We start from the raw sequence: 23,661 nt of genomic DNA, 5'->3' as shown, positions 1-23,661 counted from the left end.
ATGCGCAGAACAGATGAGTCGAGGGGGAGAGCATGACCCTGAAATCGATCACCATGGGTATGGCAGCGGCGGCCGCGATCGGAGCCGCGGTCACGGGGGTGACCGTCGTCACCTCTGCCGCCGGGGCCTCCTACCAGGTGCAGCCAGTCGTCTTCGGTGCGCCACTGCCGCAGGACCCGGCACCGGCCCCGGCCACCGACGTTCCGACGGCCGCCGAGCTGACCGGCTTGCTCAACAGCCTCGTTGACCCCAACGTTTCGTTCACCAGCAAGAGCGGTCTGGTCGAGGGCGGCATTGGCGGGACCGAGGCGCGCCTTGCCGACCACGAGTTGAAGAAGGCGGCGAAGAACGGGGACCTGCCGTTGTCGTTCACCGTGGCCAACATTGCACCGGCTGCCGCCGGCGCCGCGACCGCCGACGTGTCCGTCAGCGGACCCAAGTTCACCGCGCCGATCACCCAGAATGTGACGTTCGTCAACCAAGGCAGCTGGGTGCTGTCACGCAGCTCGGCGATGCAGCTGTTGCAGGCCGCGGGCCACTGATCTGCCGCACGGGCGGATAGCGCAGGCGCAGCACTGGCTATCCGCCCGGCCCGCTCAGACCGCTGATATCGAGTGTGGCGATTCGCTGCGGATCGGCCAGCACGTCGATCGCTGCGATGCGTCCGTTGCGCACCAGAAATCCCATCACCGCCGATGCCTGCTCGGAGATCGAGATGACGGCGGCGGCGGCCCCGTTGACCAGGGCGTTGAGCACCGTGCGCTCCGGGCCCGCGTAGCTGCGGGCCAGCTTGGCCACGGTGGCCGCGCCCTGGGCTCGAAATCGCGGGGTGTTGGGTCCGAAGTCGCCGCGCAACACCACGTCCGGATGTAGCACCGAAACCAGGCGCTCGAAGTTGCCGCTGCGCCCGGCCGCAAAGAACGCGTCGACGACTTCACGCTGTGCGCAGAGGTCGCGGTCGGGAAACGGTTCCGCGCGCTCGATCCGGCGCCGTGCCCGGCTGGCCAGTTTGCGCGTCGCCTCGGGTGTGCGCTCGAGGATGGGTGCGATCTGGTCAAACGGGACCGCGAAGACGTCATGCAGCACGAAAGCCAACCGCTCGGCCGGGGCCAGCGTGTCCAGCACGACAAAAAGCGCCAGGCCCACCGCATCGGCCAGCATCGCGTGGTGTTCGGGGTCGAACGCTGCGACGCCATCCACGATCGGATCCGGCAGCTGACCGACCAGCTCTTCTCGGCCCCGGCCGCGACGATCCCGCAATAGGTTCAGGCATAGTCGTGCCACCACGGTGGTCAGCCATGCATCGAGATTGACTAGCTCCTGGGCGCCCTGGGGGCGGTCTGTGGTGGCGTTGAGCCGCAGCCAGGCCTCTTGAACGACGTCCTCGGCGTCGGCAAGTGAGCCCAGCATCCGGTAGGCCAGCGCACCCAGCCGCGGCCTGGCCGCTTGGAAGCGCGCGAGCAATGCCGGATCGGTCATGGTGGCCCGGCGCCCTCGGGCAGCGCGCAGACCCGGTCGGACGAGAAGCCCGAGGACCCGATGCCCAGGGCGATGTTGAACCGGGCGCGCAGGTTGCCCAGCGTGATGATGTGGGTAAGCCCGACCAGCGCAGCCGCGTCGAAGTGGGCGCGCAGAGCCGCGAACAGCTCGTCGCTCACGGCGACGGGAGTGCGACTTATCGCGGCGGCGTAGTCCAGGATCAACCGGTCGACCTCGGAGAAGCAGGAAGCATCGCGGTAGTTGGCCAACGCCAGGAGCTCCTGGTCGCTGATTCCCAACTCCCGGGCAATCTGTGAACCCAGGTCGATGCAATATTGGCAGCCGACCGTGGTCGCGGCCTTCAATTCGGCCAAGGCCCGGTGCCGCGCAGTGAGCACATCCAGTTTCGATTCGGCTTGTTCCAGCCTGCCGTAGGCGTTGAGCAATCTGGGGATGTGGGCATATATCCGCAGCGGTTCGAGCATGTCGGCCGTCGCGAGCCCGGCCATTCTTGCCAGCTTGCGCTTGGTGAAGAAGAACGCGATCTTGGCGGCTATGCCGGCGTCGTGGTCGCTGACCCCCACAAGGCGGGACATGGCGGCTCCTAACGGGTCGGTGGTCGTTATTGGGTATGACCCCCGGGGGCACGAAAATGTGACCAAACCGACCTGAGCCCCGCTGCCGGCGTGGCTACCTCAGACCGCCCGGCGGTATGTCCATGTCGAACACCCGCGCGTGCAGCACGGTGCGGTTACGCAGCGCCGCGCGGACCGCTCGATGTAAGCCGTCCTCGAGGTAGATGACGCCCCGCCACCGCACCGCATGAGGGAATAAGTCGCCATAGAACGTCGAGTCCTCGGACAGCAAGCGATCCAACGCGAGCACGGTGGTGGTTGTGACCAATTCGTCGAGCCGTATCTGCTGTGGCGGAATCTGGGACCAATCCCGATACGACAGTCCATGTTCGGGATATGGCTTGCCTTCCCGCACGCCCTTGAAAATCATGGGCGGATCGTCCCTGACGCGTTGTTTATGCCGGACAGGATCATGCGCAATAGGCTAGTCGCAACAAGTCCGATGGAATTGAAGTCTCCATGGACTGGTTGCGAAACTCCGATCTGGCCTGCGCCGCACCGGAGGTTCGCAACGACGCACAGATCTGCACTGCAGGGCGCGGTAGGCCATCGGCCGCCCGGCGATTGGGGGGCGGCGGTCAGCCACTGGTGAGACCGTAAAATGAACGCGGCCGGCTAGCTGCAAGGAGGTGAGAAGTCGATGGGAACTGCTGACGAGCGCCGCTTCGAGGTGCTGCGGGCCATCGTCGCCGACTTCGTTGCCACCCACGAGCCGATCGGTTCGAAATCGCTGGTCGAGCGGCACAACCTCGGTGTCTCGAGCGCCACCATACGCAACGACATGGCAGTGCTGGAGGCGGAGGGCTACATCGCCCAGCCACACACCAGCTCGGGCCGGGTGCCCACCGAGAAGGGCTACCGCGAGTTCGTGGACCGCCTCGACGATGTCAAGCCCCTGTCGATGGTCGAACGGCGGGCCATCCAGGGCTTTCTGGAATCCGGGGTCGACCTCGATGATGTGCTGCGCCGTGCGGTACGGCTGCTGGCGCAGCTGACCCGCCAGGTTGCCGTCGTGCAGTACCCGACCCTGTCGACCTCAAAGGTTCGCCATCTGGAAGTGATCGCGCTGACCCCGGCCCGGCTGCTGATGGTGGTCATCACCGACTCCGGGCGGGTGGATCAGCGCATCGTCGAGCTCGGCGACGTCATCGATGACCACCAACTATCGCGACTGCGCGAGCTGCTGGGGCAGGCGCTGGAGGGCAAGAAACTGGCGGCGGCATCGGTTGCGGTCGCCGACCTCGCCGGGCAACTCAGCGGCGCCGGCGGCTTGGGCGACGCGGTGGGCCGGTCGGCGACGGTCTTGCTGGAGTCGCTGGTGGAACACACCGAGGAGCGGTTGCTGATGGGCGGCACCGCGAACCTGACCCGCAACGCCGCGGACTTCGGGGGGTCGCTGCGCTCCATCCTCGAGGCCCTCGAAGAGCAGATTGTGGTGCTGCGGCTACTGGCGGCACAGCAGGAAGCCGGCAAGGTGACGGTGCGAATCGGCCACGAAACCGAGGCCGAGCAGATCGTCGGCACCTCGATGGTGTCCACCGCCTATGGCAGCAATGACACGGTGTACGGCGGGATGGGTGTGCTGGGGCCCACCCGCATGGACTATCCGGGAACTATCGCCAGTGTTGCCGCGGTTGCCCTGTATATCGGCGAAGTGCTGGGTGCTCGATGACCGCGCACTCGTTACAGAATTTGTGGACAGCCGCGTAGCAGCGGCATAAGACCTCGCATAGGAAAGAGTCAACCGTGGCACGCGACTACTACGGCCTGCTCGGCGTGAGCAAGGGCGCTAGTGATGCAGAAATCAAACGCGCCTATCGCAAGTTGGCGCGCGAATTGCATCCCGATGTCAACCCCGATGAGGCGGCGCAGGCCAAGTTCAAGGAGATCAGCGTCGCCTACGAGGTGCTCAGCGATCCGGAGAAACGCCGGATCGTCGATCTGGGCGGTGACCCGCTGGAAGGTGCCGGCGCGGCGGCCAACGGCTTTTCCGGCTTCGGCGGGCTGGGCGATGTGTTCGAGGCGTTCTTCGGTGGCGGCTCGGCATCGCGAGGTCCGATTGGTCGGGTTCGTCCGGGCTCGGATTCGCTGCTGCGGATGCGGCTGGATCTCGAGGAGTGCGCGACCGGTGTCACCAAGCAGGTGACCGTCGATACCGCGGTGCTCTGTGATCGCTGCCAGGGCAAGGGCACCAACGGCGACTCCGCGCGGATTCCGTGTGACACCTGCGGCGGCCGCGGGGAAGTACAGACCGTCCAGCGTTCGCTGCTCGGCCAAATGCTGACGTCGCGGCCATGTCCCACCTGTCGCGGCGTCGGGGCGGTCATTCCCGACCCGTGCCACCAGTGCATGGGTGACGGCCGGGTGCGGGCCCGCCGCGAGATCAGCGTCAAGATTCCTGCCGGTGTCGGCGACGGCATGCGCGTCCGGCTCGCCGCCCAGGGGGAGGTCGGGCCCGGGGGAGGCCCGTCGGGCGACCTGTACGTCGAGGTTCAAGAGCAGGCCCACGACATCTTCGTGCGCGAAGGTGACGACTTGCACTGCACGGTTTCGGTGCCGATGGTCGATGCGGCGCTTGGGGTCACCGTGACGTTGGACGCGATCCTGGACGGGCCCAGCGAGATTGTGATCCCGCCCGGCACCCAACCGGCCGCGGTGATCACGCTGCGCGGCCACGGAATGCCGCACCTGCGGTCCAGTGCGCGCGGCGATTTGCATGTGCACGTCGACGTAATGGTTCCGGTCAGGCTGGACCACCGCGACACCGAACTGTTGCGTGAGCTGAAGAACCGCCGTGGCCGTGACGTCGCCGAGGTTCGCTCGTCGCATGCCGCCGGCGGCGGGTTGTTCAGCAAACTTCGCGAAACCTTCTCCGGGCGCTGACGCGGATTCAGGTCGCCGGGGCCCGGAGATGGTGGCAACGCTGTTCTATGTCGACACAGTGCCGGAGGCGGGAGAGCTGGCCGCACTGGACGGCGACGAAGGCTTTCACGCGGCCACGGTGCGGCGGATCCGTCCCGGTGAGCAGCTGGTCCTCGGGGACGGCGCCGGCGAACTGGCCCGCTGCGTGGTCGAGCACGCAGCGCGGGACGGGTTGACGGCACGGGTGCTGCAGCGCTGGAGCGTGGCTCCGGTGCGTCCGGCGGTCACCGTGGTGCAGGCATTGCCCAAATCCGAACGTTCGGAATTGGCGGTCGAATTGGCGACCGAGGCCGGTGCGGACGCATTCCTGGCCTGGCAAGCCGCACGTTGCGTGGCCAACTGGGGAGGAGCCCGGGCCGACAAGGGGCTGCGCCGCTGGCGCTCGGCCGTGCGCTCCGCGGCCCGGCAGTCCCGCCGCGCGCACATCCCACCTGTCGAGGGGGTGCTATCCACGGCGGCGCTGATACGGCGAATCACCGCTGAGGCGCAAGCGGGTGCGATGGTATTGGCATTGCATGAATCGGCAACCGATCGGCTCGTCGATACTGCTGTGGCACAAGCCAAATCGTTGGTTCTCGTGGTCGGTCCCGAAGGCGGTATTGCGCCCGAGGAGATGGACGCATTAGCAGGCGCCGGAGCGGTTTCGGTTCGGCTGGGCCCGACGGTGCTGCGGACGTCGACCGCAGCGGCGGTGGCGCTGGGGGCGCTCGGCGTGCTCACCGAGCGCTGGGATAGTGCTGCGAGCCTGTGATCCTCTGGCGGCCAATGCTGCGCTAGTGCAGTAGCATTCGTGTTCGCAGCGTGTCGACGCCCTTGCCGTTGAGCTGATCGAGTGCCCATGGGCGACCGGCCAGTGCCGAAGCCAACTGGGCGGCGCCGCCTGTCACCGCCCAATTGCCTTCGCCGCTGGTCCAATCGACATCGTGAGCGCGCAGATTCAGTCCGCGTGCCCGTTGCGCCGCCGGTACGAACGGGTTCGGAACCCGCACTTGGGTATTCAGCACGGCGACCAGGGCGTCGATGCCGACGGTGGGGGTTCGGTCCAACGCAAACGCGATGTCAAGTTCGTGAATCACGTTATCGCCCAGCAAGAGTCGCCGAGGGAATACCTGTCCGATCCCGCGTGGGTGGACCGCGAGCTCGGCGAATTCGGCGATCAACTCATCCGGATTGTGTCGCCGTGCTAGGTCGATGGCGAGCGCGGCGTTGGCGCGGTCGAATGAACCGCGCTGGCTGACCAGGTCGGCCGCCAACATGCGCAATGAGGCCCGATATCCGATCACCAGGTGGGCAAGTACGTCGTGGTTGCTCCATTCGCCGCACAGGCTTGGGGTGCCCCACTCGGCCGCCGACAGGCCGGAGGCGAATTCGACGAATCGAATATCGTTGTTGTGCAGAATGTTACGTGTCTTCGACATGGAGATGCTCCCGTAAGAAGGCGGTCTGGTCGGCAAGCAAGCTGTCGACAAGGGGTCGATGATAAATCTCGAAATGGTCACCGTCGTAGTGGCGCGCGATGCCGCGCGGCGCCCGCCCGGCCACGGCCTCGGCATGACGCGGATCCATCAGTGTCTCCCGGCGGGAAACGCACACCAGTAGCGGCGCGCTGATCTGGCGGGCCGCCCGTTTGGTGCTGGTGACGCCGATGCCGAGGAGATTTGACGCGGCGATGCGGTTATCGAAGGACCCTCCCGGGTCGACGGTGGAGCGCCAGCCCTGCAGGGCGCCGGCCGCCGTCACCGCCGCCAGACTGCCCGACGGTCCGACTATGGGGATGTATCGCCGCCGCAGGCCGGCGGCGCAGCGCAGGGCATCTTCGACAATTGCCGGCCCGGCCCGCAGCGTCGCCGCCAGCCCTAGCCGGCGCAGCGTTGCCGGGCCGTCCACGATGGGGCATTGCACGACGACCGCGCAAAGGTCCCGGCGGCGGGCCGCGATCAGCAGCACATGCATCGCGCCGAGGCTGGTGCCCCATAGCGCTACGCGACTCGCGTCGACGTCGGGCAGCGAGCGGGCGAACTCCAGCGCCGCGGCGATGTCTTGGCGGTGCCGACGCAGGCTGAGTCGTTGTCGCGGCGTGCCACCGGATGCGCCGAGATTCCGGTAGTCAAACGCGAGAGTGGCGATGCCGGCGGCGGCGAAGTGCCGCTCATATCGGGCCAGGGCCATGGTGTGGTTGGCGCCCAACCCGTGGGCGGGCACGACCAGCGGATACGGGCCCGGCCCCGCGGGGCGGGTGAACCAAGCCGCGCAGCGGGTGCCCCGCGATTCAAAGGCGGTGCCCAACGTTGAAACCATGGCGTGACCTCCATACGTACGTTGTACGTGTTTACCTTACGTACGATGTACCTGTCAACGGTTTGGGAGGGCGACGTGCGAGCACGCTTCACGGTTTCCGACATCGCCAGTGCGGCACTGGCCATCGTCGACCAAGACGGGCTCAGCGGGCTGAGCATGCGCTCGCTGGCCGCGGCTCTGGGCACTGGTCCGATGACGCTGTACAACTACGTCAGGGATCGGCGCGAACTCGAAGCGCTGGTGGCAGACGCGGTAGTCGCAGACGTCAAAGTCCCCGCACCCACCGATGATTGGCGCGCTGACGTACACGCGATCGCAACAGCGATGTGGGAGACGATGCGCCAGCATCCCAACGCCATCCCGCTGGTGCTGACCCGCCGTACCGTATCGGCGTCCAGCTATATGGTCGCGGACCGGTTGATCGCCGCGCTCGGGCGCAGCGGGGTGGGCGATGCAGATCTGTTGGCGAGTTTTCGGGGGGTGCTCGGATTGGTCATGGGCAGTGCGCAGGCGGAGTTGGCCGGCCCGCTGGCCGGAACCGGACGGGAAAAGGAGCAGGTGGCCGTCGCGGCGCGGATCGGCGGTCTGGCCGGCGCCGAGCATCCGCACATCGCCGCGTTGGCGCAAGCCAACCAACGGTCCACACCGGCGGCTGACTTCGAACGGGCACTGGACATCCTGCTGGCGGGCATCGAATCATTCGAACGCCGTCGCGACCGGCGCTAGACTGTGAATTCAGCACACCCGCCCACCCTCCACTTCGATAGGCCAGAAAGCAGGCATCGGAAGCCACGTGACGCCCCGCGAGACCCGCGCTGCTGACGCAGTTGGAGCCCGACCGGCCGACCCTCAGGTACGCAGCAGCATCGACGTTCCGCCCGACCTGGTTGTGGGCTTGCTCGGCTCGGCCGACGAGAATTTGAGGGCACTCGAACGCACCTTGACCGCCAGCCTGCACGTGCGCGGCAACACGGTCACCCTGGCGGGCGAGCCTGCCGACGTCGCCATCGCCGAGCGGGCCGTCTCCGAGCTGGTGGCGATCGTCGCCAATGGGCAGCCGTTGACTCCCGAGGTGGTGCGCCACAGCGTGGCGATGCTGGTCGGTGCCGGCAACGAGTCGCCGGCCGAGGTGCTGACTCTCGACATTCTGTCCCGCCGGGGAAAGACGATCCGGCCCAAGACGCTCAACCAGAAGCGGTATGTCGACGCCATCGACGCCAACACCATCGTCTTCGGGATCGGCCCGGCCGGCACCGGAAAAACCTACCTGGCCATGGCCAAGGCGGTCCATGCGCTGCAGACCAAGCAGGTCAACCGCATCATCCTGACCCGTCCCGCCGTGGAAGCCGGTGAGCGCCTTGGCTTCCTGCCGGGCACGCTGAGTGAAAAGATCGACCCGTACCTGCGGCCGCTGTATGACGCTTTGTACGACATGATGGATCCCGAGCTGATCGCGAAGCTGATGTCGGCGGGCGTCATCGAGGTGGCCCCGCTGGCGTATATGCGCGGTAGGACCTTGAACGACGCCTTCATCGTCCTCGACGAGGCGCAGAACACCACTGCCGAGCAGATGAAGATGTTCCTGACCCGCCTGGGTTTCGGATCCAAAGTCGTCGTCACCGGGGATGTCACCCAGGTTGACCTTCCGGGCGGCGCCAGGTCTGGGCTGCGCGCGGCGGTCGACATCCTCGACGATATCGACGACATTCACATCGCCGAACTGACCAGCGCGGATGTGGTGCGCCATCGCCTGGTCTCGGAGATCGTCGACGCGTATGCGCGATACGAGGAGCCGGGCTCGGGGATGAACCGGGCGGCTCGGCGGGCGTCGGGCACCCGCAATCGTCGATGATGGTGCGGTGAGCATCTGATGAGCATCGAGGTATCCAACGAGTCGGGCATCGACGTCTCCGAGACAGAACTCGTCAGCGTGGCACGATTCGTGATCGGCAAGATGGACGTAAATCCGGGCGCCGAGCTGTCGATGGTGCTGCTGGATACCGCCGCGATGGCCGACTTGCATATGCGCTGGATGGATCTTCCCGGGCCGACAGACGTGATGAGCTTTCCCATGGACGAGCTGGAGCCCGGCGGCCGCCCGGATGCCCCCGAGCCCGGCCCGGCGATGCTCGGCGATATCGTGCTGTGCCCGGAGTTTGCCGCCGAACAGGCGGCCGCGGCCGGTCACAGCCTGGGCCATGAGCTGGCGCTGCTGACGATCCACGGCGTGCTGCATCTACTCGGCTACGACCACGGTGAGCCAGACGAGGAGAAGGAGATGTTCGCCCTGCAGGATCGGTTGCTCGAAGAGTGGGTGGCCGAGCAGGTGCAGGCCTACCAGCAGGACCGTCAGGACGAACGGGATCGCCGCCTGCTGGACAAGTCAAGATATTTCGACGAGCCGTGAAAGGTCTGCCTCAGCTGCTCGGTGCGATCGCATTGGTCGGTCTGGGCGGATTGTTCGCCGCCATTGATGCCGCTATCAGCACGGTGTCACTGGCCCGGGTGCAGGAACTGGTGCGGGAGGCACGCCCCGGTGCGGTGGCCCTGTCCAAGGTGATGGAAGATCGACCGCGCTACATCAACCTGGTCGTGTTGCTGCGCATCGTGTGTGAGATCACCGCGACCGCGCTTCTGGTGGTGTTCTTCCGGCACAACCTCAGCATGAACGGGGGATTGTTCCTCGCGGCGGCCATCATGGTGGTGACCAGCTTCGTCGTCATCGGGGTGGGTCCGCGCACGTTGGGGCGCCAGAATGCGTATTCCATCTCGCTGGGTACCGCTGTTCCGTTGCAGGTGATTTCGTGGTTGCTGATGCCGATCAGCCGGCTTCTGGTGCTCTTGGGCAACGCGCTGACCCCGGGCCGGGGTTTCCGTAATGGGCCGTTTGCATCCGAGGTTGAGTTGCGCGAAGTCGTCGACCTGGCGCAGCAGCGCGGTGTGGTTGCCGCAGACGAGCGCCGGATGATCGAATCGGTCTTCGAGCTTGGTGACACCCCGGCGCGGGAGGTGATGGTGCCGCGCACCGAGATGGTGTGGATCGAAGGTGACAAGTCGCCCAGCCAGGCGATGACCCTGGCGGTACGAAGCGGACACTCCCGTATTCCGGTGGTCGGCGAGAACGTTGATGACATTCTTGGCGTGGTGTATCTCAAAGACCTTGTGCGGCAGACATTCTGCGCGCCCGACCAGGGGCGCAAGATTGACGTATCAGACCTCATGCGTCCCGCGGTGTTCGTGCCGGACTCCAAACCGCTGGATGCCTTGCTGCGCGAAATGCAGCATGACCGCAATCACATGGCGCTGCTGGTCGACGAATACGGGGCCATAGCGGGATTGGTGAGCATCGAAGACGTGCTCGAGGAGATCGTCGGTGAGATCGCCGACGAGTACGACGAAGCTGAGACGGCGCCCGTAGAGGCTCTGGGCGACAAACGATTTCGCGTATCGGCGCGACTGCCGATCGAGGATGTGGGGGAGTTGTACGGGATCGAGTTCGACGGCGATCTCGATGTCGACACCGTAGGTGGCCTGCTGGCTCTGGAGCTGGGCCGGGTTCCCCTGCCAGGCGCTGAGGTGATATTCCACGGCCTGCGCCTGCGTGCCGAGGGCGGCCCCGACCACCGGGGCCGGGTAAGGATCGGCACCGTGTTGGTAAGTCCGATGGAAACCGAAGAGACCGACGGCGCGGGCGATGGCGCCGCGGAAACCGGTGCCGATGGCTGAGCCGCTGGATGCGCAAGACGTCACGCTGGTGACGCTGGCGCGCGCCGAGGCCGACAGCGGTGCCGCCCTGCGCGATGTCGACGACCGCACCTATGTGGCTGTGCCCGTGGGCCTGTCGACACTCACGGCGCCACCCGAGTTGTCGCCGATTGCCTTGATGATGACCGATAGTTCTGGGGAACCCTGTTGTGACGTCTGAATTCCATTCCGGCTTCGTGTGTTTGGTCGGCCGACCGAACACCGGCAAGTCGACGCTGACCAATGCCCTGGTTGGCACCAAAGTGGCGATTACCTCGATGCGGCCGCAGACCACTCGGCATACGATTCGCGGGATTGTCCATCGAGAGAGCTTTCAGATCATCCTGGTCGACACCCCGGGGCTGCACCGGCCGCGGACTCTGCTGGGCAAGCGGCTCAACGACTTGGTGCGCGACACGTACTCCGAGGTCGACGTGATTGGGCTGTGCATCCCGGCTGACGAATCGATCGGCCCGGGCGACCGCTGGATTATCGAGCAGATCGCTGCCACCGCGCCCAAGGTGAAGTTGGTTGTCATCGTTACCAAGATCGACAAAGTGCCCAAGGACGAAGTGGCCGCGCAGCTGGTCGCGGTCAACGAATTGGTGACAAACTCCGCGGAGATCGTTCCGGTATCGGCGGTGACCGGCGCCCAGGTCGAGGTGTTGATCGACGTGCTTGCCCGCACATTGCCGCAGGGGCCGGCCTACTACCCCGACGGCGAGCTGACCGATGAGCCCGAAGAGGTTTTGATGGCCGAGCTGATTCGTGAGGCGGCTCTCGAGGGCGTGCACGACGAATTGCCGCATTCGCTGGCGGTGGTGATCGACGAGGTCAGTCCGCGGGAAGGGCGGGAAGACCTGATCGACGTCCACGCCGTGCTGTATGTCGAGCGGGACAGCCAAAAGGGGATCATCATCGGCAAAGGCGGTGCCCGGTTGCGTGAAGTGGGCACCGCGGCGCGAAGTCAGATCGAGAAGTTGCTAGGCACAAAGATCTACCTCGACTTGCGCGTCAAGGTCGCCAAGAACTGGCAGCGCGATCCCAAACAGCTGGGCCGACTTGGTTTCTAGCGCCGCGGCGGCCGGACACTGTGGATTGGGGGAGTGCTGGTCCCGGTGTTCCACCACACCTTCGGTTGCTTGGTCGCCCAGCCGCTGACCGCTTCCAACTCGGCGGCCAGCGAGATGAGCAGGCCTTCGCTCTCGGCCGGTCCCATCAACTGAACCCCGATCGGCAGACCGTCGACGGTGAACCCCGCGGGCACGTTGATCGAGGGCCAGCCCAGCAGATTCCACGGCCAGGTCAACGGGCATGCGGCAATGATGGCGCGATCGGTGGCCAACCCGCCCATATCGTCGAACGCGCGGGCCAGCGGCGGTGGCTGTGCGGTCGTCGGTGCCAAAACCACATCGACGATGTCGAAGATCGATCCCACCCGCCGTTGGGCGGCCGCTTCGTGGTGGCGCGCGTTGCGCAAAATGGCCTGCGAAAGCGCGTGCCCCGCGCGCATATTGGTCACCGTGCGGGGGTCCAGCGTGACACCGTTGCCCAGGCACTCCGCCCATTCCCACAGACCTGCGGTGGAGCGGGCGAGAAAGTCCCACGACAGCCGCAGGCCGTAGTCGGGGTTGCCCCGCTCCACGGTGTGGCCGAGCAGTTGGAGCTGTTCGCCCACTCGCCGCGTCGAAGCCAGGATCTCCGGATGCAGCTTTGCTCGAAAACCCGTGTAAGGGAACCGGGTTGACATTGCGATCTTCAATGGCCCGGGTGCTATACCGACGTAGTCGGATGCCGTCAAAGGTGCCGGCTTGTGCAGATCACCCTCGACGTTGCCCGACGCCGCGTCCAGTACCAGGGCGGCGTCGGCAACCGTTCTGGCCAGCACGCCGTTGACCGTGATGCCGTTGAACGTCTCGGGCCACGGCCAGGTCGAGATGCGACCGCGTTGCGGCTTGATGCCCACCAAGTGGGTCCAGGCTGCGGGAACGCGGATGCTTCCGGCGCCGTCAGAGCCGATCGCAGCAGTGACCAGGCCCGCGGCCACCGCCGCCGCACTACCACCCGATGAGCCGCCCGGTGTGTGCCGCCGTGCCCACGGGTTGCGGGTGTGCCCGAATCCGGGACCACTGGTGAATGGCCACTGGCCTAATTCGCAGGTATTGGTCTTGCCGATGATCACCGCGCCGGCCGCCTTCAGACGGCGAACAACCTCACTGTCGTGGGCGGCTGGCCGGACGTATCCCTGGGTGCCGAACGCGGTCGGCACACCGGCAACGTCGACGTCGTCCTTGACCGCGATCGGGATGCCCAGCAGCGGCGCGTCATCCCCGGCGGCCCGCCGCCGGTCCGCGGCCGCGGCATCGGCCAGCGCGGACTCGGTAAGCACCACCCGAAACGCGTTCAGGGTGGACTGGCTCACCTCGATCTCGCGCAGGGACCTGCGCGTCAGCTCAACGGAGGTCACCGAACCGGAGGCCAGTTGGTAGAGCAGGTCGGTGAGGGTAGGCAGGCGTGGGCCGCCGGACCCGGAAACGGCCCCGGAAGCGAACCCAGAAGCGCCAACCACGGGGTACGAGACTATCGGCGCGGATACCGGCGATGTCGCGGTGGGGTGCGAAACTATTGTGATGCGACTGTATCGAGACCGGGCTGTTGTGCTGCGCCAGCACAAGCTCGGTGAAGCCGACCGGATCGTCACCCTGTTGACCCGCGACCACGGGCTGGTGCGAGCGGTGGCCAAAGGTGTGCGGCGTACCCGCAGCAAATTCGGTTCCAGACTCGAGCCGTTCGCGCACATCGATGCGCAATTGCACCCCGGTCGCAACCTCGACATCGTCACCCAGGTCGTATCCATCGACGCCTTTGCCGCCGACATCGTCAACGACTACGGCAGGTACACCTGCGGCTGCGCGATGCTGGAAACCGCCGAACGCCTCGCCGGGGAGGAGCGTGCGCCCGCCCCGGCCCTGCACCGCCTGACGGTGGGTGCGTTGCGGGCGGTGGCTGACGGCAGCCGGCCTCGTGATCTGCTGTTGGATGCCTACCTGCTGCGTGCCATGGGCATCGCAGGCTGGGTGCCGGCGCTGACCGAATGTGCCCGCTGCGCCACGCCCGGTCCACATCGGGCCTTTCACATCGCGGCCGGGGGCAGCGTCTGCCCGCATTGCCGTCCGGCTGGCTCGACGACACCGCCGCTGGGCGTGCTGGACCTGATGTCCGCGCTGCATGACGGCGACTGGGAGGCCGCCCAGGGGGCGCCGCAATCACACCGCAGCTACGTCAGCGGGTTGGTGGCCGCGCACCTGCAATGGCATCTGGAACGCCAGCTCAAGACGTTGCCGCTGGTGGAGCGGTTCTACCAGGCTGACCGATCGGTTGCCGAACGTCGCGCTGCGTTGATCGGGCAGGATAGTGAATGTGGCTAAGAGCGCCCGGCGACTGAAGTCCGCCGACTTCCCACAGCTGCCTCAGGCGCCGGACGACTATCCGACCTTTCCCGATACGTCGAGTTGGCCGGTCGTTTTCCCGGAGCTGCCGCCGTCGCCCGACGGCGGTCCGCGCCGGCCGCCGCAGCACATCTCCAAAACGGCCGCGCCACGGATTCCGGCCGACCGGTTACCCAACCACGTCGCCATCGTGATGGACGGCAATGGGCGGTGGGCCACCGAACGTGGGCTGCGCCGCACCGAGGGGCACAAGATGGGCGAGGCGGTGGTGATCGACATCGCCTGCGGTGCGGTCGAACTTGGGATCAAGTGGCTAAGCCTCTACGCCTTTTCCACCGAGAACTGGAAGCGCTCCGCCGAGGAAGTCCGCTTCCTGATGGGCTTCAATCGCGACGTCGTACGGCGACGCCGCGACGTCCTCAATCAAATGGGTGTTCGAATCCGCTGGGCGGGTTCGCGGCCGCGGCTGTGGCGCAGCGTTATCAACGAACTGGCGGTAGCCGAAGCAATGACCAACAACAACGACGTCATCACCATCAACTATTGCGTCAACTACGGTGGCCGCACCGAAATCGCCGAAGCTACTCGAGACATCGCCCGCGAAGTCGCCGCGGGCAGATTGAACCCGGAGCGGATCACCGAGTCCACCATCGCCCGTCACATGCAGCGACCCGACATCCCCGACGTCGACCTCTTTCTGCGGACCTCGGGGGAGCAGCGCTCCAGCAATTTCATGCTCTGGCAATCGGCATACGCCGAGTACATCTTCCAAGACAAGTTGTGGCCCGACTACGACCGGCGCGACCTGTGGGCGGCGTGCGAGGAATATGCCTCCCGCAATCGACGGTTCGGGAGCGCCTAGTGCCCTCCCTGCAGGATCGGCTGGCATCGATACTTCGCGACGTTCTCCCCGTCGAGGAGGAACCCGACGGCGCGCTGACGGTGCGCCACGACGGTACGTTCGCCTCGCTGCGAGTGGTCAACATCGCCGAGGATCTTGATTTGGTATCGCTGACTCAGATATTGGCCTGGGATCTGCCGCTGACCAAGAAGATCAGCGATCTACTGGCCAACCAGGCGCGCGACACCAACTTCGGCGCCGTCACCACGGTTGAGAAGGTCGCCGACAAGGCCGTGCAGCGCAACGCCGGGAAGGGTTCGGCGAAGACGCTCCCGAAGACCGTGGACGTGATGCTGCGCTACAACTTCCCCGGCGCCGGCCTGACCGACAACGCGCTGCGAACCCTGATTCTGCTGGTCCTAGACAGTGGGGGCCAGATCCGCGGCAAGCTGACTTCCTAGCGCAGCGCCGCGGCCCCGGGCCGGCGGCAATCTGAGCAGGTGCCGAAGATCTCGATGGTGTGGCTGACGTCGGAGAAGCCGTGCCGGGCGGCCACGTTGGCAGCCCAGGTCTCGACTTCATGGTCGGCCACCTCGATGGTGGACCCGCAGCTGCGGCACACCAGATGGTGGTGATGGTGCTGCGAGCACCGCCGGTAGACCGATTCACCGGTGTCGGTGCGCAGCGTGTCGACCGTTCCAGCGGATGCCATCGATTGCAGGGTCCGATAGACGGTGGTCAGGCCAATGTTCTCGCCGCGACGGCGCAGTTCGTCGTGCAGTTCTTGGGCGGAACGGAAGTCATCGACTGTTTCGAGCAATGTCGAAATCGCCGCTCGCTGCCGGGTTGAACGCACGCTTGTGCCGGTCATGCCGAATCCTCACCGGCGTGGGCGACCGCATCCACGACGATGTGCGCCAGGTGCTGATCGACAAGCCGATAGAGCACCTCGCGGCCGGACCGTTCGCCGGTCACCACGCCGGCGGCCTTGAGGATCTTCAAATGTTGGCTGACCAGTGGCTGTGGTACGCCCAATGCATCAACCAGTTCGTGAACGCAGCGCTGGGCTTCACGCAGCTGCAGCACGATGGCGATTCGCACGGGTGCGGCCAGAGCGCGCAGTAGCTCGCCGGCGCCCTCGAGGATTTCTCGCGGCGGCGGTGCGGGAAACGCGGGATGCTCGGCGAAGTCGCCAACATCGTGCTCGTGACGGGAAACGAAGTCGTCGTGGGCGGCCGTCGAAGGTGAGGGCGACGTCGCCATGTATTGAGTCACCGCCTCGAGGAGAGCACATAATCGGACCGGGCCGGACTGCCGCCGAAGCGGCGTGCGGCTGACTTCCACTGTCACATGCATGATGATGCATGTCAAAGACCGCCGTGCCGATCGCTACCATGGCTGAGGTTTTGTGCGCGGTGGCTTACCGGCGCACGAGTTTGCCCAATCGGGAAGGGAGTGGGTTGCCCCGTGGCGTCTGTCATTGACACCGTGGTGAACCTGGCAAAACGGCGAGGCTTGGTCTATCCGTCCGGCGAGATCTACGGCGGTACGAAGTCTGCGTGGGACTACGGTCCGCTGGGGGTCGAACTCAAGGAGAACATCAAACGGCAATGGTGGCGGTCGGTGGTTACCGGCCGCGACGACGTGGTCGGACTCGACTCGTCGATCATCCTGCCGCGCGAGGTCTGGGTGGCATCGGGCCACGTTGAGGTCTTCCACGATCCATTGGTGGAGTCGCTGATCACCCACAAGCGATACCGGGCCGACCATCTCATCGAGGCCTACGAGGCAAAACACGGTCAGCCGCCGCCGAACGGGCTCGCTGACATTCGCGATCCCGAAACCGGCGAGCCCGGCCAGTGGACCGAACCACGCGAATTCAACATGATGCTCAAGACCTACCTCGGCCCCATCGAAACCGAGGAGGGGTTGCATTACTTGCGTCCGGAAACGGCGCAGGGCATCTTCGTCAACTTCGCCAACGTGCTGACCACGTCGCGTAAGAAGCCGCCGTTTGGCATCGGTCAGATCGGCAAGAGCTTCCGCAACGAGATCACCCCGGGCAATTTCATCTTCCGCACCCGCGAGTTCGAACAGATGGAGATGGAGTTCTTCGTCGAGCCGTCCACGGCCAAGGAATGGCATCAGTACTGGATCGACACCAGATTGCAGTGGTACGTCGACCTCGGCATTGATGCCGAGAACCTGCAGCTATTCGAACACCCCAAGGAGAAGTTGTCGCACTACTCCGACCGCACTGTCGACATCGAATACAAGTTCGGCTTCGTTGGCAATCCATGGGGAGAGCTGGAGGGTGTCGCCAACCGGACCGACTTCGACTTGTCCACCCACTCCAAGCATTCCGGTACCGAACTGTCGTTCTACGACCAGGTCGAAGACGTTCGCTACACGCCCTACGTCATCGAGCCGGCAGCGGGGCTGACCCGTTCGTTCATGGCATTCCTGATCGACGCCTACACCGAGGACGAAGCTCCGAACGCCAAGGGCGGGGTCGACAAGAGAACCGTGCTGCGGCTGGACCCGAGGCTGGCGCCGGTCAAGGCAGCGGTGCTGCCGTTGTCACGGCACGCCGACCTGAGCCCCAAGGCGCGGGATTTGGCCGCCGAGCTGCGCAAGTACTGGAACATCGATTTCGACGATGCCGGTGCCATTGGGCGACGCTACCGGCGCCAAGACGAGATCGGCACCCCGTTCTGTGTGACGGTGGACTTCGACTCCCTCGAGGACGACGCCGTCACCGTGCGTGAGCGTGATGCCATGACCCAGGAGCGGATCGGGATCGCCAAGGTCGCCGACTACCTGGCGCCGCGTCTGAAGGGCTGCTAGACGTCGGGTCGGTCGGCGCTGTCGCCGGTTTGGTGTGCTTGCCGGCGCACCCGCGGCGGGAGTCTCGGCACCCGGTTGGGTGTTCTATCTGCCATCGCCCCTCGATGGCACGTCGGGCCGGCTGTCACCCCGGGATCGTGACCTGACGCGCGGCCCGGTGGGTGCCGGTGCGTGTCGGTCGTGGTAACGCTCGGGTGTGCGGTTGAGAATATCCCGTTGAAGGAGGGGCGATTCTGATGAATTTCGCGGTGTTGCCGCCGGAAATTAATTCGGTGCGGATGTTCTCTGGTGCGGGGTCTGAGCCGATGTTGGCGGCGGCGGCGGCCTGGGATGGGTTGTCGGCGGAGTTGGGGGCGGCGGCGGAGTCGTTTGCGTTGGTGACCTCGGGTCTTGCGGGTGTGGGTCAGGCGTGGCAGGGTGCGGCGGCTTCGGCGATGGTGGCTGCGGCGGGGCCGTATGCGAGTTGGCTGGGGGCGGCGGCGGCGCGGGCCGCGGGGGCGTCGGCGTCGGCGAAGGTGGTGGCCTCGGCGTTTGAGGCGGCGCGTGCGGCGATGGTGCATCCGTTGGCGGTGGCGGCTAATCGCAATGGGTTTGTGCAGTTGGTGATGTCGAATTTGTTTGGTCAGAATGCGCCGGCGATTGCGGCGGCTGAGGGCGTGTACGAAGAGATGTGGGCCGCTGATGTGGCGGCGATGGCGGGGTATCACGGTGAGGCTTCGGCGGCTGCTGCGCAGTTGAGTTCGTGGCAGGGGATGGTCTCGGGTGTTTTGTCGGGTGGGCCGGGTGTGTCGGGGTTGGTCGGCGGCGCGGCGCCCGCGGCCGCGGCGGTCACCACACCGCTGGCCAGCGCACAACTAGGCGTTCAGGCGCTCGGCAGTAGTGCTGCGGCCGCACCGGCCGCGGTGTCGCAGGAGCTCAGCGACCTGATCTTCAACCTTGGTATCGGCAACGTCGGTACGTTTAACCTGGGTAGCGGCAATCTCGGTAACACCAATCTCGGCAGCGGCAACGTTGGCAACCAAAACGTGGGTAGCGGGAACTGGGGCGGCGGGAACACCGGTACCGGAAACACTGGAAGCGGAAATGCCGGCGACTACAACTTCGGCAGTGGAAACTTCGGCAGCGGGAACCTGGGCAGCGGCAATATCGGCAGCCTCAATCTGGGAAGTGGGAACTTCGGCACCCTGAACCTCTTCGGTGGCAACAACGGCGACCTCGGCCTGGGCAGTGGAAACACCGGCGACGTCAACGTCGGCAGCGGGAATAACGGCGGCGGCAACATCGGCTTCGGAAACCTGGGCGACAACAACATCGGCTTCGGGAACAGGTCAGGGCTCCGGCGTTGTTGATTAGCAGGCTTGTGAGCTGGGTTGATGATCTTTGGTGCCGGGCTATTGGGGCCGGAGTGTATGCACGGGCTATCTGGAGAACGATCGAGTTGGTTACTGTTCGTCGTTGGTCTGGAGTTGCCCGTGCCTACCGTTTCAGTATTGCCTGTGTCGTCGGTTCCAGAGGTGTTCGACCGCTGGAGTCCTGGTGAGCGCAGCGAGCTCATCGGATCGGAGTTTCTCGATGTGTTGGCCTCGGTGCCAGACCCGAGGGACCCACGCGGTCGGAGGTATTCGCTGATGGCTTTGTTGGCGATCGCGGTTCTGGCCACTGCCGCGGGGATGCGCGGCTATGCTGGTTTTGCCACATGGGCGGCCACCGCTCCCGATGATGTGTTGGCCCAATTAGGGGTCCGGTTCCGGCGGCCCAGTGAGAAGACCTTCCGCGCTGTTTTGTCTCGGCTAGACCCCGCCGACCTCAACGCCAGGATGGGCAGTTACTTCACTGCACACGTGGCCAGCAGCGACCCCAGCGGATTGGTGCCGATCGCGTTGGACGGCAAGATGCTGCGTGGTGCTTTACGCGCCAAAGCGACAGCCACGCATCTCGTGTCGGTGTTCGCCCACCGTGCCCGATTGGTGCTCGGTCAACTCGCTGTCGCCGAGAAAAGCAATGAAATTCCCTGCGTACGTGCCCTGCTCACGCTGCTGCCGGGTAGCTTGCGGTGGCTGGTCACCGTGGATGCGATGCATACCCAGGTCGTCACCGCGAAGTTGATCTGCGCCACCTTGAAGTCGCACTACCTGATGATCGTCAAGTCCAACCAAGCCAAAATACTTGCGCGTATCACCGCGCTGCCCTGGGCCGAGGTGCCCGCAGCCGCTACCGACGACTCCCGCGGCCACGGCCGTGTCGAGACCCGCACCCTGCAAATCATCACCGCTGCACGAGGAATCGGCTTCCCCTACGCAAAACAAATCATCCGGATCACTCGTGAACGCTTGATCACCGCCACCGACCAGCGCAGCGTGGAGGTGGTCTATGCCATCTGCAGCCTGCCGTTCGAGCACGCCCGCCCTACCGCGATCATGACCTGGATGCGTCAACACTGGGGAATCGAGAACAGCCTGCACTGGATACGCGACGTCACCTTCGACGAAGACCGTCAAAGGGCACATACCGGAAACGGCGCACAGGTCCTAGCAACGCTACGCAACACCGCGATCAATCTGCACCGCCTCAACGGCGCCGACAACATCGCCGAAGCCTGCCGGATCACCGCTTTGACCGCCAACCGCCGCCTAGACCTCCTCAATCCACAATTCCCCAGCTCACAAGCCTGCTAATCAACAACGCCGGAGCCCTGCGCTGTCCCCTTCCAGTGCCGATCTCAAGACCCCAACTCTCAATGGCGAAATACAAACCACCAAGCACCCGCATCGTAAGCCAATATCGCGGGCCATATGCCCCGATTGATCGAATTTTCTGGGGGCCCAGACGGACGCCGCTCGATGTGCGACTTGCACAGCGAACGGCTCACGACGGTCTGGCCGGCGCCGGCTCGACCTGCGCCTCGACCAGCGCCGCGTGGGCCCCATGCCGCTCGGCTGCGATGGCGGTGGGCTTCCTTTGGCATAGGCAAATATCCAGCGACTAACAGATGCCGCTGGGGACGCCACGCACCGGTCCGGACTCCTGCGTGGGCGTCGTCTGGGGATAAGGCACCCGATACGGAAGCCCTTCGTTGAGAAATCCCAACACCGCATTCGGTACGCAGTTGATCAGCTTCGGCAGTTGTTTGGCCGGATGGTCGAGGTTGGGCGGCGAGGGGTTGGGCGGGACAGCGAAATTGAATGCAGAAGTCATGTCCCCGGTCACGCTGGCCCGCCATGGGGTCAGGTTGGGAACCGGCACCCCGAATCGCTTGCCGATCAGCTGCAGCTGCGAGGTGTGGTCGAACCGCTCGTGAGCCAGCAGCCCGCCGCGGCTGTAGGGAGAAATGACAAAGCAAGGCACTCGATAGCCCAGCCCAATCGGCCCGCGGATACCGCCGGACCCGTCGACCGTGTTGATGTCGACCGTTGGGGGATCCATTCACCGGGCGTACCCTCCGGCGGCGTCGGCGGCGTCACGTGGTCGAAAAAGCCGCCGTGTTCGTCGTAGGCAATGATCAGCGCGGTCTTCTCCCACACGGCCGGGTTTCGCAGCAAGGCCCGGATCAGGTTGACGATGGTGACCGCACCGACCGCGACCGGGAACGAGGGATGCTCGGACTCGACGGTCAGGGGGACGACCCACGACACCTGCGGCAACCGGTTGTTCATGATGTCGAGCACAAAGTCGGCGGGATAACGCGGTGCAATGCCGTAGCGGGCCAGATCCAACCGCGGGTCTCCCGCCTGCTTGAAGCTGCCCACATATACGTTGCGGCTCAGCGATGTGTCGTTGAACCCGCCGAGTAACTTGCTGTTGTAGACCTTCCAGCTGACACCGGCATCGCTGAGATTCTCTGGCATCAGACGCCAGCTGAATGTCAACTTCGGCTGAATAGTCGGCTCGACGATTTGAGGGCCGCCTTTGTCACCGTCAGGATTGACGGTTCCACTGATCCAGTACAGCCGATTGGGCATTGTCCCGCCCAACAGCGACGAGTGGTACTGGTCGCATATCGTGAAGGTGTCGGCGAGCAGGTAATGGATCAGGGCTCCGGCGTTGTTGATTAGCAGGCTTGTGAGCTGGGTTGATGATCTTTGGTGCCGCGCTATTGGGGCCGGAGTGTAGGCACGGGCTATCTGGAGAACGATCGAGTTGGTTACTGTTCGTCGTTGGTCTGGAGTTGCCCGCGCCTACCGTTTCAGTATTGCCTGTGTCGTCGGTTCCAGAGGTGTTCGACCGCTGGAGTCCTGGTGGGCGCAGCGAGCTCATCGGATCGGAGTTTCTCGATGTGTTGGCCTCGGTGCCAGACCCGAGGGACCCACGCGGTCGGAGGTATTCGCTGATGGCTTTGTTGGCGATCGCGGTTCTGGCCACTGCCGCGGGGATGCGCGGCTATGCTGGTTTTGCCACATGGGCGGCCACCGCTCCCGATGATGTGTTGGCCCAATTAGGGGTCCGGTTCCGGCGGCCCAGTGAGAAGACCTTCCGCGCTGTTTTGTCTCGGCTAGACCCCGCCGACCTCAACGCCAGGATGGGCAGTTACTTCACTGCACACGTGGCCAGCAGCGACCCCAGTGGATTGGTGCCGATCGCGTTGGACGGCAAGATGCTGCGTGGTGCTTTACGCGCCAAAGCGACAGCCACGCATCTCGTGTCGGTGTTCGCCCACCGTGCCCGATTGGTGCTCGGTCAACTCGCTGTCGCCGAGAAAAGCAATGAAATTCCCTGCGTACGTGCCCTGCTCACGCTGCTGCCGGGTAGCTTGCGGTGGCTGGTCACCGTGGATGCGATGCATACCCAGGTCGTCACCGCGAAGTTGATCTGCGCCACCTTGAAGTCGCACTACCTGATGATCGTCAAGTCCAACCAAGCCAAAATACTTGCGCGTATCACCGCGCTGCCCTGGGCCGAGGTGCCCGCAGCCGCTACCGACGACTCCCGCGGCCACGGCCGTGTCGAGACCCGCACCCTGCAAATCATCACCGCTGCACGAGGAATCGGCTTCCCCTACGCAAAACAAATCATCCGGATCACTCGTGAACGCTTGATCACCGCCACCGACCAGCGCAGCGTGGAGGTGGTCTATGCCATCTGCAGCCTGCCGTTCGAGCACGCCCGCCCTACCGCGATCATGACCTGGATGCGTCAACACTGGGGAATCGAGAACAGCCTGCACTGGATACGCGACGTCACCTTCGACGAAGACCGTCAAAGGGCACATACCGGAAACGGCGCACAGGTCCTAGCAACGCTACGCAACACCGCGATCAATCTGCACCGCCTCAACGGCGCCGACAACATCGCCGAAGTCTGCCGGATCACCGCTTTGACCGCCAACCGCCGCCTACACCTCCTCAATCCACAATTCCCCAGCTCACAAGCCTGCTAATCAACAACGCCGGAGCCCTGGGGGACAGCGTGCTATTGCCTCTTGGTCCGCCCTTGCCACCTGATGCTGTGG

24 protein-coding genes and 2 pseudogenes are annotated in these 23,661 nt (G+C 65.1%); 17 read left to right on the top strand and 9 right to left on the bottom strand.

Annotated elements, in window-relative coordinates; all coding sequences use genetic code 11:
• Positions 1 to 32 precede the first annotated feature (32 nt).
• Positions 33 to 542, top strand: a complete 510-nt coding sequence (locus tag SHTP_RS17910) for an MTB12 family secreted protein (RefSeq protein WP_012395304.1) — start codon at positions 33 to 35, stop codon at positions 540 to 542.
• A gap of 37 nt (positions 543 to 579) precedes the next feature.
• On the opposite strand, the gene SHTP_RS17905 is transcribed toward SHTP_RS17910, so the two are convergent.
• The 3 genes from SHTP_RS17905 to SHTP_RS17895 all read right to left on the bottom strand — a co-directional run bounded on the left by SHTP_RS17905 (position 580) and on the right by SHTP_RS17895 (position 2,484).
• Positions 580 to 1,479 (bottom strand): sigma-70 family RNA polymerase sigma factor, encoded by a 900-nt coding sequence (locus tag SHTP_RS17905; protein ID WP_096371323.1) that lies wholly within the window; start codon positions 1,477 to 1,479, stop codon positions 580 to 582.
• Positions 1,476 to 2,075, bottom strand: coding sequence for a carboxymuconolactone decarboxylase family protein (locus SHTP_RS17900; RefSeq protein ID WP_094987070.1), 600 nt, complete (start codon positions 2,073 to 2,075; stop codon positions 1,476 to 1,478). The genes SHTP_RS17905 and SHTP_RS17900 overlap by 4 nt, the downstream gene beginning before the upstream one ends.
• A 94-nt stretch (positions 2,076 to 2,169) precedes the next feature.
• Entirely contained in the window at positions 2,170 to 2,484 is a 315-nt protein-coding gene (locus SHTP_RS17895) for a type II toxin-antitoxin system VapB family antitoxin (RefSeq protein WP_012395301.1), read from the bottom strand.
• A gap of 270 nt (positions 2,485 to 2,754) precedes the next feature.
• On the opposite strand from SHTP_RS17895, the gene hrcA reads away from it, so the two are divergent.
• The 3 genes from hrcA (at position 2,755) to SHTP_RS17880 (ending at position 5,787) form a co-directional block, all read left to right on the top strand.
• The gene (hrcA, locus tag SHTP_RS17890) at positions 2,755 to 3,786 is read left to right on the top strand and encodes a heat-inducible transcriptional repressor HrcA (protein WP_096371322.1); all 1,032 of its coding nucleotides are present in this window, start codon (positions 2,755 to 2,757) and stop codon (positions 3,784 to 3,786) included.
• Between the two features lie 74 nt (positions 3,787 to 3,860).
• Positions 3,861 to 4,997 carry a molecular chaperone DnaJ gene (gene dnaJ / locus SHTP_RS17885; RefSeq protein WP_096371321.1) on the top strand — a complete coding sequence of 379 codons (1,137 nt, stop codon included), beginning with the start codon at positions 3,861 to 3,863 and terminating at the stop codon, positions 4,995 to 4,997.
• Between the two features lie 28 nt (positions 4,998 to 5,025).
• Positions 5,026 to 5,787, top strand: a complete 762-nt coding sequence (locus SHTP_RS17880) for a 16S rRNA (uracil(1498)-N(3))-methyltransferase (RefSeq protein ID WP_096371320.1) — start codon at positions 5,026 to 5,028, stop codon at positions 5,785 to 5,787.
• A 22-nt stretch (positions 5,788 to 5,809) separates the two neighbouring features.
• Here the strand turns inward: SHTP_RS17880 and SHTP_RS17875 are convergent, their stop codons facing one another.
• Positions 5,810 to 6,454: a maleylpyruvate isomerase family mycothiol-dependent enzyme gene (locus tag SHTP_RS17875; protein WP_096371319.1), complete on the bottom strand. Its 645-nt coding sequence runs from the start codon at positions 6,452 to 6,454 to the stop codon at positions 5,810 to 5,812.
• Positions 6,438 to 7,334: an alpha/beta hydrolase gene (locus tag SHTP_RS17870; protein ID WP_096371318.1), complete on the bottom strand. Its 897-nt coding sequence runs from the start codon at positions 7,332 to 7,334 to the stop codon at positions 6,438 to 6,440. The genes SHTP_RS17875 and SHTP_RS17870 overlap by 17 nt, the downstream gene beginning before the upstream one ends.
• A gap of 75 nt (positions 7,335 to 7,409) precedes the next feature.
• Here SHTP_RS17870 and SHTP_RS17865 point away from each other — a divergent pair, with 75 nt between their 5' ends.
• From SHTP_RS17865 to era, 6 genes are all read left to right on the top strand, one after another.
• Positions 7,410 to 8,060: a TetR/AcrR family transcriptional regulator C-terminal domain-containing protein gene (locus tag SHTP_RS17865; RefSeq protein WP_096372539.1), complete on the top strand. Its 651-nt coding sequence runs from the start codon at positions 7,410 to 7,412 to the stop codon at positions 8,058 to 8,060.
• Positions 8,061 to 8,127: 67 nt separating this feature from the next.
• Positions 8,128 to 9,186, top strand: coding sequence for a PhoH family protein (locus SHTP_RS17860; protein ID WP_012395294.1), 1,059 nt, complete (start codon positions 8,128 to 8,130; stop codon positions 9,184 to 9,186).
• Between the two features lie 18 nt (positions 9,187 to 9,204).
• Positions 9,205 to 9,741 (top strand): rRNA maturation RNase YbeY, encoded by a 537-nt coding sequence (gene ybeY, locus SHTP_RS17855; protein ID WP_011741360.1) that lies wholly within the window; start codon positions 9,205 to 9,207, stop codon positions 9,739 to 9,741.
• Positions 9,738 to 11,060 carry a hemolysin family protein gene (locus tag SHTP_RS17850; RefSeq protein ID WP_012395293.1) on the top strand — a complete coding sequence of 441 codons (1,323 nt, stop codon included), beginning with the start codon at positions 9,738 to 9,740 and terminating at the stop codon, positions 11,058 to 11,060. Before ybeY ends, SHTP_RS17850 begins: the two co-directional genes overlap by 4 nt.
• Positions 11,053 to 11,259 carry a hypothetical protein gene (locus SHTP_RS17845; RefSeq protein WP_096372538.1) on the top strand — a complete coding sequence of 69 codons (207 nt, stop codon included), beginning with the start codon at positions 11,053 to 11,055 and terminating at the stop codon, positions 11,257 to 11,259. The genes SHTP_RS17850 and SHTP_RS17845 overlap by 8 nt, the downstream gene beginning before the upstream one ends.
• Entirely contained in the window at positions 11,249 to 12,151 is a 903-nt protein-coding gene (gene era, locus SHTP_RS17840) for a GTPase Era (RefSeq protein WP_096371317.1), read from the top strand. The genes SHTP_RS17845 and era overlap by 11 nt, the downstream gene beginning before the upstream one ends.
• On the opposite strand, the gene SHTP_RS17835 is transcribed toward era, so the two are convergent.
• A complete protein-coding gene (locus tag SHTP_RS17835; RefSeq protein WP_096371316.1) occupies positions 12,148 to 13,647 on the bottom strand; it encodes an amidase in 1,500 nt (499 codons plus the stop codon). The two genes, era and SHTP_RS17835, sit on opposite strands and share 4 nt — an antisense overlap.
• 61 nt (positions 13,648 to 13,708) lie before the next feature.
• On the opposite strand from SHTP_RS17835, the gene recO reads away from it, so the two are divergent.
• From recO to SHTP_RS17820, 3 genes are read left to right on the top strand one after another with little or no spacing between them, the layout of a single operon-like run.
• Positions 13,709 to 14,506: a DNA repair protein RecO gene (gene recO / locus SHTP_RS17830; protein ID WP_011741356.1), complete on the top strand. Its 798-nt coding sequence runs from the start codon at positions 13,709 to 13,711 to the stop codon at positions 14,504 to 14,506.
• Complete coding sequence (locus SHTP_RS17825) at positions 14,499 to 15,389, top strand: decaprenyl diphosphate synthase (RefSeq protein WP_096371315.1); 891 nt, start codon at positions 14,499 to 14,501, stop codon at positions 15,387 to 15,389. Before recO ends, SHTP_RS17825 begins: the two co-directional genes overlap by 8 nt.
• Complete coding sequence (locus tag SHTP_RS17820) at positions 15,389 to 15,829, top strand: hypothetical protein (RefSeq protein WP_015356468.1); 441 nt, start codon at positions 15,389 to 15,391, stop codon at positions 15,827 to 15,829. Before SHTP_RS17825 ends, SHTP_RS17820 begins: the two co-directional genes overlap by 1 nt.
• On the opposite strand, the gene SHTP_RS17815 is transcribed toward SHTP_RS17820, so the two are convergent.
• Together SHTP_RS17815 and SHTP_RS17810 are read right to left on the bottom strand one after the other, a co-directional pair.
• Entirely contained in the window at positions 15,826 to 16,239 is a 414-nt protein-coding gene (locus SHTP_RS17815) for a Fur family transcriptional regulator (RefSeq protein WP_011741353.1), read from the bottom strand. The genes SHTP_RS17820 and SHTP_RS17815 overlap by 4 nt on opposite strands.
• Positions 16,236 to 16,631 carry an ArsR/SmtB family transcription factor gene (locus tag SHTP_RS17810; protein WP_011741352.1) on the bottom strand — a complete coding sequence of 132 codons (396 nt, stop codon included), beginning with the start codon at positions 16,629 to 16,631 and terminating at the stop codon, positions 16,236 to 16,238. The genes SHTP_RS17815 and SHTP_RS17810 overlap by 4 nt, the downstream gene beginning before the upstream one ends.
• Positions 16,632 to 16,823: 192 nt before the next feature.
• On the opposite strand from SHTP_RS17810, the gene SHTP_RS17805 reads away from it, so the two are divergent.
• The 3 genes and pseudogenes from SHTP_RS17805 to SHTP_RS17795 all read left to right on the top strand — a co-directional run bounded on the left by SHTP_RS17805 (position 16,824) and on the right by SHTP_RS17795 (position 20,890).
• Positions 16,824 to 18,215, top strand: a complete 1,392-nt coding sequence (locus SHTP_RS17805) for a glycine--tRNA ligase (RefSeq protein WP_096371314.1) — start codon at positions 16,824 to 16,826, stop codon at positions 18,213 to 18,215.
• A gap of 236 nt (positions 18,216 to 18,451) precedes the next feature.
• Positions 18,452 to 19,438, top strand: a pseudogene (locus SHTP_RS17800) (PPE family protein); the annotation flags it as partial.
• 249 nt (positions 19,439 to 19,687) lie between these two features.
• Positions 19,688 to 20,890: an ISAs1-like element IS2404/ISMul1 family transposase gene (locus tag SHTP_RS17795; RefSeq protein ID WP_420811867.1), complete on the top strand. Its 1,203-nt coding sequence runs from the start codon at positions 19,688 to 19,690 to the stop codon at positions 20,888 to 20,890.
• 307 nt (positions 20,891 to 21,197) lie between these two features.
• Here the strand turns inward: SHTP_RS17795 and SHTP_RS17790 are convergent.
• Positions 21,198 to 22,243, bottom strand: a pseudogene (locus SHTP_RS17790) (phospholipase C); the annotation flags it as partial.
• A gap of 44 nt (positions 22,244 to 22,287) precedes the next feature.
• On the opposite strand from SHTP_RS17790, the gene SHTP_RS17785 reads away from it, so the two are divergent.
• Positions 22,288 to 23,589 carry an ISAs1-like element IS2404/ISMul1 family transposase gene (locus SHTP_RS17785; RefSeq protein ID WP_096371312.1) on the top strand — a complete coding sequence of 434 codons (1,302 nt, stop codon included), beginning with the start codon at positions 22,288 to 22,290 and terminating at the stop codon, positions 23,587 to 23,589.
• Positions 23,590 to 23,661: the final 72 nt, after the last annotated feature.

The sequence above is a fragment of the Mycobacterium ulcerans subsp. shinshuense genome (assembly GCF_002355775.1).
GTDB classification, from domain to species: domain Bacteria; phylum Actinomycetota; class Actinomycetes; order Mycobacteriales; family Mycobacteriaceae; genus Mycobacterium; species Mycobacterium marinum.
Note: the sequence above shows the minus strand (reverse complement) of the source record. Positions and strands in the feature narration are given on the sequence as shown.

Excerpts from the sequence above, each read along its gene's own strand:
- SHTP_RS17910 (WP_012395304.1), top strand. The coding sequence starts at position 33 with ATGACCCTGAAATCGATCACCATGGGTATGGCAGCGGCGGCCGCGATC.
- SHTP_RS17880 (WP_096371320.1), top strand. The coding sequence starts at position 5,026 with ATGGTGGCAACGCTGTTCTATGTCGACACAGTGCCGGAGGCGGGAGAG.
- SHTP_RS17810 (WP_011741352.1), bottom strand. The coding sequence starts at position 16,631 with ATGGCGACGTCGCCCTCACCTTCGACGGCCGCCCACGACGACTTCGTT.
- recO (WP_011741356.1), top strand. The coding sequence starts at position 13,709 with ATGCGACTGTATCGAGACCGGGCTGTTGTGCTGCGCCAGCACAAGCTC.
- SHTP_RS17900 (WP_094987070.1), bottom strand. The coding sequence starts at position 2,075 with ATGTCCCGCCTTGTGGGGGTCAGCGACCACGACGCCGGCATAGCCGCC.
- SHTP_RS17785 (WP_096371312.1), top strand. The coding sequence starts at position 22,288 with ATGATCTTTGGTGCCGCGCTATTGGGGCCGGAGTGTAGGCACGGGCTA.
- SHTP_RS17895 (WP_012395301.1), bottom strand. The coding sequence starts at position 2,484 with ATGATTTTCAAGGGCGTGCGGGAAGGCAAGCCATATCCCGAACATGGA.
- SHTP_RS17905 (WP_096371323.1), bottom strand. The coding sequence starts at position 1,479 with ATGACCGATCCGGCATTGCTCGCGCGCTTCCAAGCGGCCAGGCCGCGG.
- ybeY (WP_011741360.1), top strand. The coding sequence starts at position 9,205 with ATGAGCATCGAGGTATCCAACGAGTCGGGCATCGACGTCTCCGAGACA.
- SHTP_RS17875 (WP_096371319.1), bottom strand. The coding sequence starts at position 6,454 with ATGTCGAAGACACGTAACATTCTGCACAACAACGATATTCGATTCGTC.
- SHTP_RS17870 (WP_096371318.1), bottom strand. The coding sequence starts at position 7,334 with ATGGTTTCAACGTTGGGCACCGCCTTTGAATCGCGGGGCACCCGCTGC.
- SHTP_RS17815 (WP_011741353.1), bottom strand. The coding sequence starts at position 16,239 with ATGACCGGCACAAGCGTGCGTTCAACCCGGCAGCGAGCGGCGATTTCG.
- hrcA (WP_096371322.1), top strand. The coding sequence starts at position 2,755 with ATGGGAACTGCTGACGAGCGCCGCTTCGAGGTGCTGCGGGCCATCGTC.
- SHTP_RS17845 (WP_096372538.1), top strand. The coding sequence starts at position 11,053 with ATGGCTGAGCCGCTGGATGCGCAAGACGTCACGCTGGTGACGCTGGCG.